We start from the raw sequence: 6,622 nt of genomic DNA, 5'->3' as shown, positions 1-6,622 counted from the left end.
GGCGGACCCCCGGGCCTCGGGAGTCCGCACGCCGGTCCTCGGCGGGGTCGGCCTAGAGCACGAGCCCGATCGACATGGTGAGGAACACCGCCGCGCACACCGCGTCCAGCGCCGTGGTCACGCCGGGGCGGCGCAGCGACCCGGCGACGCGCGACGCGGCCACCACGATCATCAGCTCCCACAGCGCGGCCAGCCCGAGGAACACGGCGGCGAGCACGCCCAGCTGGAGCGCCGGGTCGCCCGTGCCGATGAACTGCGGCAGGAACGCCAGGGAGAACAGCAGCATCTTCGGGTTGGTGATGTTGGTGAGGAACCCCTGCCGGAACGGCCGGGTCGCCACCTCCGCCACCTCGCCGCCGGAGCGCCGCACCAGCCCGCGGGCGATCGTCACGGCGAGGTAGAGCAGGTAGGCCGCGCCGACCCACCGCAGCCCGGTCAGCACGGCGGGGTAGCGGGCGATCACCACGCCGAGGCCGGAGATCACCAGCGCCACCTGCGCGAAGGCCGCGGTGTGGATGCCCGCCAGCGCCATCAGCCCGGCGCGCGTGCCGGACCGCATCGAGGTGCGCAGCAGCAGGAAGGCGTCCACGCCCGGGGTCAGCACGACCACCGCGCAGGCGAGCAGGAACGCCGGCAGCTGACTGAAGTCCACATGCATGGAACCTCCCTCATGTTCCGGACAGATCGTCGTGATCTGCCTCACTGACCGATGAATCTTCGGTGACAGCGGATACTAACAACAGATTTTCCGGATTCCATACCCCGCTGAGGGCAGGTTGGCCGGTCCGCTACGGTCTGTGGCCGATCGACCACCTGTCGTAGAGGGGTGCTCCATGCGCATCAGCGCGCCGGTCTTCGCGGTTCTCGTGCTGGTCCTGTCCGCGCTGCCCGCGGACGCGATCGTCGGCGGGCAGGAGGCGCCCGCGACACCGTGGGCGGTGGCGCTGTTCGACGCGGGCAGGTTCTTCTGCGGCGGCGCGCTGATCGCGCCCGACAAGGTGGTCACCGCCGCGCACTGCACGGTCGAGCGCACCACCCTGGGCACCCGCGAGCGGCGGCCCGACGAGCTGACCGCGGTGGCCGGTCGGGCCGACCTCGACACCGCCGCCGGGCGGGCGGTGGGCGTCGCCTCGCTCTGGCGGCACCCGGCGTTCACCGGGGTGTCCGCAGGCGACGACGTGGCCACCCTCACGCTCGCCTCGCCGCTGCCGTACCGGCCGGTCCGCATCACCGACGCCGCGTCGGGCCAGGCCAAGGTCTACGGCTGGGGCCGCACCGGTGAGCTGGCCGCGCCGAGCAGGCGGCTGCGCGAGGTGGAGGTGCCGATCCGCGCGGACGCCGAGTGCGCCGCCGCGGTGCCCGACTACCGGCCGGGCGGGATGCTGTGCGCGGGCTACCCGGAAGGCGGCAAGGACGCCTGCGAGGGCGACTCCGGCGGGCCGCTCACCGTGGCGGGCGAGCTGGTCGGCGTCGTGTCCTACGGCCGCGGCTGCGCGCGTCCCGGCGAGCCCGGCGTCTACACGCGGCTGAGCCGGTACCAGGGGCAAATCTGAGACTGTGGTACCACAGTGGTGTGCGCTCACACCCGTACCCGGCGACGTTGCGCCGGCAGTGGTCGGCCGACCTGACGACCGACCAGCTCTACGCCGTGCTCAAGCTGCGCTCCGACGTGTTCGTCGTGGAGCAGAACTGCCCCTACCCCGAGCTGGACGGGCGTGACCTGGAGCCGACCACCCGGCACTTCTGGCTGGAGGCCGAGGTGCCGTCACCGGCGGCGGAACCGGCCGGCGGTCCGCAGCCGCAGGCGTACCTGCGGTTGTTGGAGGAGCCCGGTGGGACCTTCCGCATCGGCCGGGTCTGCACGGCCCGCGCCGCCCGCGGTCGCGGCTACAGCCGTCGGTTGCTGGAGGCGGCGCTGGCCGAGGTCGGGCGGGTGGAGTGCGTGCTGGACGCGCAGACCTACGTGGCCGACTTCTACGCCTCGTTCGGCTTCCGGCCGCAGGGCGCGGAGTTCATCGAGGACGGGATACCGCACCTGCGGATGCGCCGGTCTCCGTGATCACCCGCACGGCCCGCTCGACGTCGGCCTCGGACAGGTCGGCGCGGGCGGTCAGCCGGAGCCGGGAGATCCGGTCGGGCACCGACGGCGGCCGGAAGCAGCCGACGACCACGCCCTGCGCGCGGCACGCCTCCGCCCAGTCGAACGCCGCCTCGGGCGAGGGCGCCTGCACCGACACGACGGCCGCGGTCGGCGTGCTGACGCGCAACCCGGCCTCCTTCAGCCGGAACGCGAGGTCCTGGGCGACCTCCAGCGCCCGCGCGGGCCGTTCCGGCTCGTCCCGCAGGACCTTCAGCGCGGCCAGGGACGCCGCCGCACTGGCCGGGGCGAGGCCGGTGTCGAAGATGAACGTGCGCGCGGTGTCGACCAGGTGCTTGATCACCCGGCTTGGCCCGAGCACCGCGCCGCCCTGCGCGCCCAGCGACTTGGACAGCGTCACCGTGGTCACCACGTCGGGTGACTTGGCCAGGCCCGCCGCGTGCACCGCGCCGCGCCCGCCGTCCCCGACGACGCCGAGGCCGTGCGCGTCGTCCACCACCAGCGCCGCGTCGTGCTCGCGGCACGCGGCGGCGAGTTCGGCCAGCGGCGCGAGGTCGCCGTCGACGGAGAACACCGAGTCGGTCACCACCAGCGCCCGCCGCTTGCCGCGCGTGGCGAGGGCGTGCGTGACCTGCTCGACGTCGCAGTGCCCGGCGACCACGACGTCGGCCTTGGACAGCCGGGTGCCGTCGATCAGCGAGGCGTGGATGTGCTGGTCGGCCACGATCGCCGTGCCGGGGCCGGACAGCGCGGTCAGCGCGCCGAGGTTCGCCAGGTAGCCCGAGGAGAACACCAGCGCCGACTGCGCGCCGCAGAAGTTCGCCAGCTCGTACTCCAGCTCGGTGTGCAGCTCGGTGGAGCCGGTGACCAGCCGCGACCCGGTCGAGCCCGCGCCCCAGCGCAGGGAGGCCGCGGCGGCGGCGCCCGTCACCCGCTTGTCGCGGGCCAGGCCCAGGTAGTCGTTCGACGCGAGGTCGAGGTTCGTCGAGTCGGCCGGTCGGGGCCGGACCCGGCGGGCGAGGCCCGCCTTCGCGCGCGCCTCGGCACGCGTGTCGATCCAGTCGAACACCGAGTCACCTGTGCGCACGCTCACGCCGGCAGTGTCGCATCCGACGGCTACGGTGCCGGCGTGGACCTCTTCCGGCCCGAGCCCGCCGACCTGCGCTCACTGAGGGAGCACGCACCGGTCCACCGGGACGACCGCACCGGGTTGTGGCTGGTCAGCCGCTACGACGACGTGCGCGCGGTGCTGGCCGACCCGCGCCGCTTCCACCCGGACAACGCGTTGACCGCGGTGGTCCCGATCCCGCGCCCGGTGCTGCGGGTGCTGGCCCGCGCGGGCTTCTCGCTGCCGCCGACCCTGGCCAACAACGGCACCGACACGCACGCCGAGCTGCGCCGGCTGGTCGCCCGCTTCCTCACCCCGGCCCGGGTCGCCGCGATGGGACCGCGGATCGCGGAGCTGACCGGCGAGCGGCTGGACCGGCTGGGCGGGCGGGCCGACCTGCACCCCGCGCTGGCCCGCGACCTGCCCGCGCTCGTGCTGCTGGAGGTCATGGGCATCGGAGGGGTGGACGTCGAGGCGCTCAAGGCGTGGAGCACGGCGTCGTTGGAGCTGTTCTGGGGTGACGTCACGGAGTCGCGGCAGCACGAGCTGGCCCGGCCCGCCGCCGAGTTCCACCGGTGGTTGACCTCCCGGATCAAGGCCGCCGACCCGCGCGGTGACGACCTCTTCGGCGCGTTGCGCGCGCAGGACGTGCCGATCCGCGACGCGGCCGGGCTCTGCTACTTCCTGCTGATCGCCGGTCAGGAGACGACGACGCAGCTGCTGTGCGCGGCGTTCCACGCCGTGTTGCGGCACGGCGACCTGTGGTCCCGCCTGGACGAGCCGGGCGTGGCCGCCGCGTGCGTGGAAGAGGTGCTGCGGCGGAATCCGCCGGTCAGCACGTGGCGCCGGGTCGCCGCCGAGCCGGTCACCCTCTCGGGCGTGGACGTCCCGGCGGGTGCGCCGCTGCTGCTGATGCTCGCGGGCAGCGGCTCGGACCCGGACGCGTTCGAGGAGCCGGAGCGGTTCTGCCCGGCCCGGCCGCGGGCGCGCAGGCACCTGGCGTTCGGCTACGGCAGGCACTTCTGCCTCGGCGCGGGCCTGGCCAGGCTGGAGGCGGAGGTGGTGCTGCGGGAGACCGCGCGGCGGTTCCCGGACCTGCGGCTGGCGTCGACCGCGCCGCCGCCGATGCTCGGCCTGCTGTCGTTCCGCGCGCCGTTGAGCGTCGAGGTCGAGCTGGGGGACCTGGTCCCGGCCTGAGCGGCACCGCCGGACGGCCTTCCTGCGCTACCATACGGACTTTTGGTCCGTTTTCGGGGAAGTGTCGGGTCGAGGAGGTCCGCGATGCGGAAGGACGCCGCGCGCAACCGCGCCGCGATCCTGGCCAACGCCGCGCGCCTGATGGCCGAACGCGGTCCCGACGGGTTCTCGATGGACGACGTCGCGGCGGCGGCGGGCGTGGGCAAGGGCACGGTGTTCCGCCGGTTCGGTGACCGCGAGGGGCTCGTGCTGGCCGTCGTGGACGAGATCTCGCAGTCCTGGCGGGCCGAGTCGGCCGCCCTGCTGGAGGCCGACGACGTCCCCGCGGACGAGAGGGTGATCACGTTCGTGGCCACCCTGTTCGACCACGTGATGGCGGCGCTGCCCCTGGTCACCGCGGTGGAGCGGGTGTCCTCGCGCAGCATCGCCTGCGACGCCAGCTCCCCGCTCACGCACCAGCGCCTGGTGGCCCTGGTCGCGCAGGTCAGGCCGGGTGCGGACGCCGAGTTCCTGGCGCACGGCCTGCTCGCCCAGCTGCGCGCCGACTTCCTGCACCACCTGGTCAACCAGTGCGGTCTGGCGGTGCCCCGCGTGCGGGCCGGTGTGATCTCGCTCGCTCGCGGAGTCCTGGTGGGGGACTTGGAGCCCGCCGGGGGAAGTGCGACGATGCCCAGGCTGTAGAGGGGGTGTGCGAGGAAGCCGGTGCGAATCCGGCGCGGTCCCGCCACTGTGACCGGACCGAGGAGCCGGGAGTCAGGAACTCGACCCCCGACTCATCGACCGGACACGGGCGTGGACACCCGAGGAAGGACACCGCCGCATGGGCGCGCGTTTCCCCTTTTCCGCCGTCGTCGGCCACGACGACCTCCGCACGGCCCTGCTGCTCAACGCCGTGCACCCCGGTATCGGCGGGGTGCTCGTCCGAGGTGAGAAGGGCACCGCGAAGTCGACCGTGGTGCGCGCGCTCGCCGCGCTGCTGCCCGAGCTGGACGTGGTGCCGGGCTGCCGGTTCGGCTGCGACCCGGCCGTGCCGACCGACTGCCCCGACGGCCCCCATGGGCACGGCTCCGAACGGCGTCCGGCCCGGCTGGTCGAGCTGCCGGTCGGCGCGACCGAGGACCGGCTGATCGGCTCGCTCGACCTCGAACGCGCGCTGACCGAGGGCGTCCGCGCCTACCAACCGGGTCTGCTGGCCGCCGCGCACCGCGGCGTGCTGTACGTCGACGAGGTCAACCTCCTGCACGACCACCTGGTCGACCTGCTGCTCGACGCCGCCGCCATGGGCCGCGCGCACGTCGAGCGCGAAGGCGTGTCCGTGTCGCACGCGGCGTCGTTCCTGCTGGTGGGCACCATGAACCCGGAGGAGGGCGAGCTGCGCCCGCAGCTGCTCGACCGCTTCGGCCTCACGGTCGCGGTCCGCGCCGCCCGGGACGTGCCGACGCGCGCCGAGGTCGTGCGGCGGCGGCTGGCCTACGAGGCCGACCAGGACGGGTTCGCCGCCCGCTGGGCCGACGCCGACGCCGAGCTGGCCCGACGGATCGTGGCCGCCCGCGACCGCCTCGGGGACGTGGTGCTGCCGGACGCCGAACTGCGCCGCATCGCCGGCATCTGCGCCGCGTTCGAGGTGGACGGGATGCGCGCGGACCTGGTGGTGGCCCGCACCGCGACCGCGTACGCCGCCTGGCGCGGCGCCGCCGAGGTGACCGAGCAGGACGTGGAGGCGGCCGTCCGGTTGGCGCTGCCGCACCGCAAGCGCCGCGACCCGTTCGACGAGCCGGGTCTGGAGGAGGAGCAGCTGAACGACGCCCTCCAGCAGGGCGCGGAAGCCGCCGAGGAGCCGGACACCGACCCCGGGGGCCCGGAGGACGACCCCGACGGACCGGGCGGACCGGGCGGCGACGGTGGCGGCTCGTCCCTGCCCGGCGACCCGTCGGAGTCCACTCAGGACGGTCAGGGCGGTGGGTCGGCCGAACGGTCGCACACCCCCGCGCCCGCGTTCCGGGCCAGGTTGTTGCAGGTGCCCGGGGTGGGTGAGGGTGCGCCGGGCAAGCGGTCCCGCGCCCGCGCCCGCACCGGCCGGGTGGTGCGTTCGTCCACAGTGGACGGTTCAGGCCTGCACGTCCTCGGCACGCTCGGCGCGGCGGCGCCCCACCAGGTCGCCCGCGGGCGCAGCGGTCCGGGCCCGGCCGACCCGCGCGACTTCGAGGAGAACTACAAGG

At 74.6% G+C, this 6,622-nt stretch carries 7 protein-coding genes and 1 riboswitch; of the genes, 5 read left to right on the top strand and 2 right to left on the bottom strand.

The window, feature by feature from the left end:
- Positions 1 to 52: 52 nt before the first annotated feature.
- A complete protein-coding gene (locus tag AB0G02_RS17505) occupies positions 53 to 658 on the bottom strand; it encodes a LysE family translocator (RefSeq protein WP_360795036.1) in 606 nt (201 codons plus the stop codon).
- A 175-nt stretch (positions 659 to 833) separates the two neighbouring features.
- Here AB0G02_RS17505 and AB0G02_RS17500 point away from each other — a divergent pair, with 175 nt between their 5' ends.
- Both AB0G02_RS17500 and AB0G02_RS17495 read left to right on the top strand, forming a co-directional pair.
- Positions 834 to 1,553: a serine protease gene (locus tag AB0G02_RS17500; protein ID WP_360795033.1), complete on the top strand. Its 720-nt coding sequence runs from the start codon at positions 834 to 836 to the stop codon at positions 1,551 to 1,553.
- Between the two features lie 20 nt (positions 1,554 to 1,573).
- Positions 1,574 to 2,059, top strand: a complete 486-nt coding sequence (locus AB0G02_RS17495; protein WP_360795030.1) for a GNAT family N-acetyltransferase — start codon at positions 1,574 to 1,576, stop codon at positions 2,057 to 2,059.
- Here AB0G02_RS17495 and AB0G02_RS17490 read toward each other — a convergent pair.
- Positions 2,013 to 3,191: an 8-amino-7-oxononanoate synthase gene (locus AB0G02_RS17490; protein WP_360795027.1), complete on the bottom strand. Its 1,179-nt coding sequence runs from the start codon at positions 3,189 to 3,191 to the stop codon at positions 2,013 to 2,015. The two genes, AB0G02_RS17495 and AB0G02_RS17490, sit on opposite strands and share 47 nt — an antisense overlap.
- Before the next feature lie 36 nt (positions 3,192 to 3,227).
- Between AB0G02_RS17490 and AB0G02_RS17485 the strand changes: the two genes are divergently transcribed.
- The 3 genes from AB0G02_RS17485 to AB0G02_RS17475 all read left to right on the top strand — a co-directional run.
- On the top strand, positions 3,228 to 4,403 hold the full coding sequence (locus AB0G02_RS17485) for a cytochrome P450 (RefSeq protein WP_360795024.1): 1,176 nt from the start codon (positions 3,228 to 3,230) through the stop codon (positions 4,401 to 4,403).
- Between the two features lie 84 nt (positions 4,404 to 4,487).
- Complete coding sequence (locus AB0G02_RS17480) at positions 4,488 to 5,084, top strand: TetR/AcrR family transcriptional regulator (RefSeq protein ID WP_360795022.1); 597 nt, start codon at positions 4,488 to 4,490, stop codon at positions 5,082 to 5,084.
- A riboswitch (cobalamin riboswitch) is annotated at positions 5,071 to 5,167 on the top strand. It overlaps the preceding gene by 14 nt.
- A gap of 56 nt (positions 5,168 to 5,223) precedes the next feature.
- Positions 5,224 to 6,622 (top strand): ATP-binding protein (locus AB0G02_RS17475; RefSeq protein ID WP_360795020.1); only part of this gene is annotated, 1,399 nt, incomplete at its 3' end.

The organism is Actinosynnema sp. NPDC023658 (assembly GCF_040639995.1).
GTDB lineage: Bacteria > Actinomycetota > Actinomycetes > Mycobacteriales > Pseudonocardiaceae > Actinosynnema.
The sequence above is the reverse complement of the archived record's forward strand: the minus strand, read 5'-3'. Positions and strand labels throughout refer to the sequence as shown.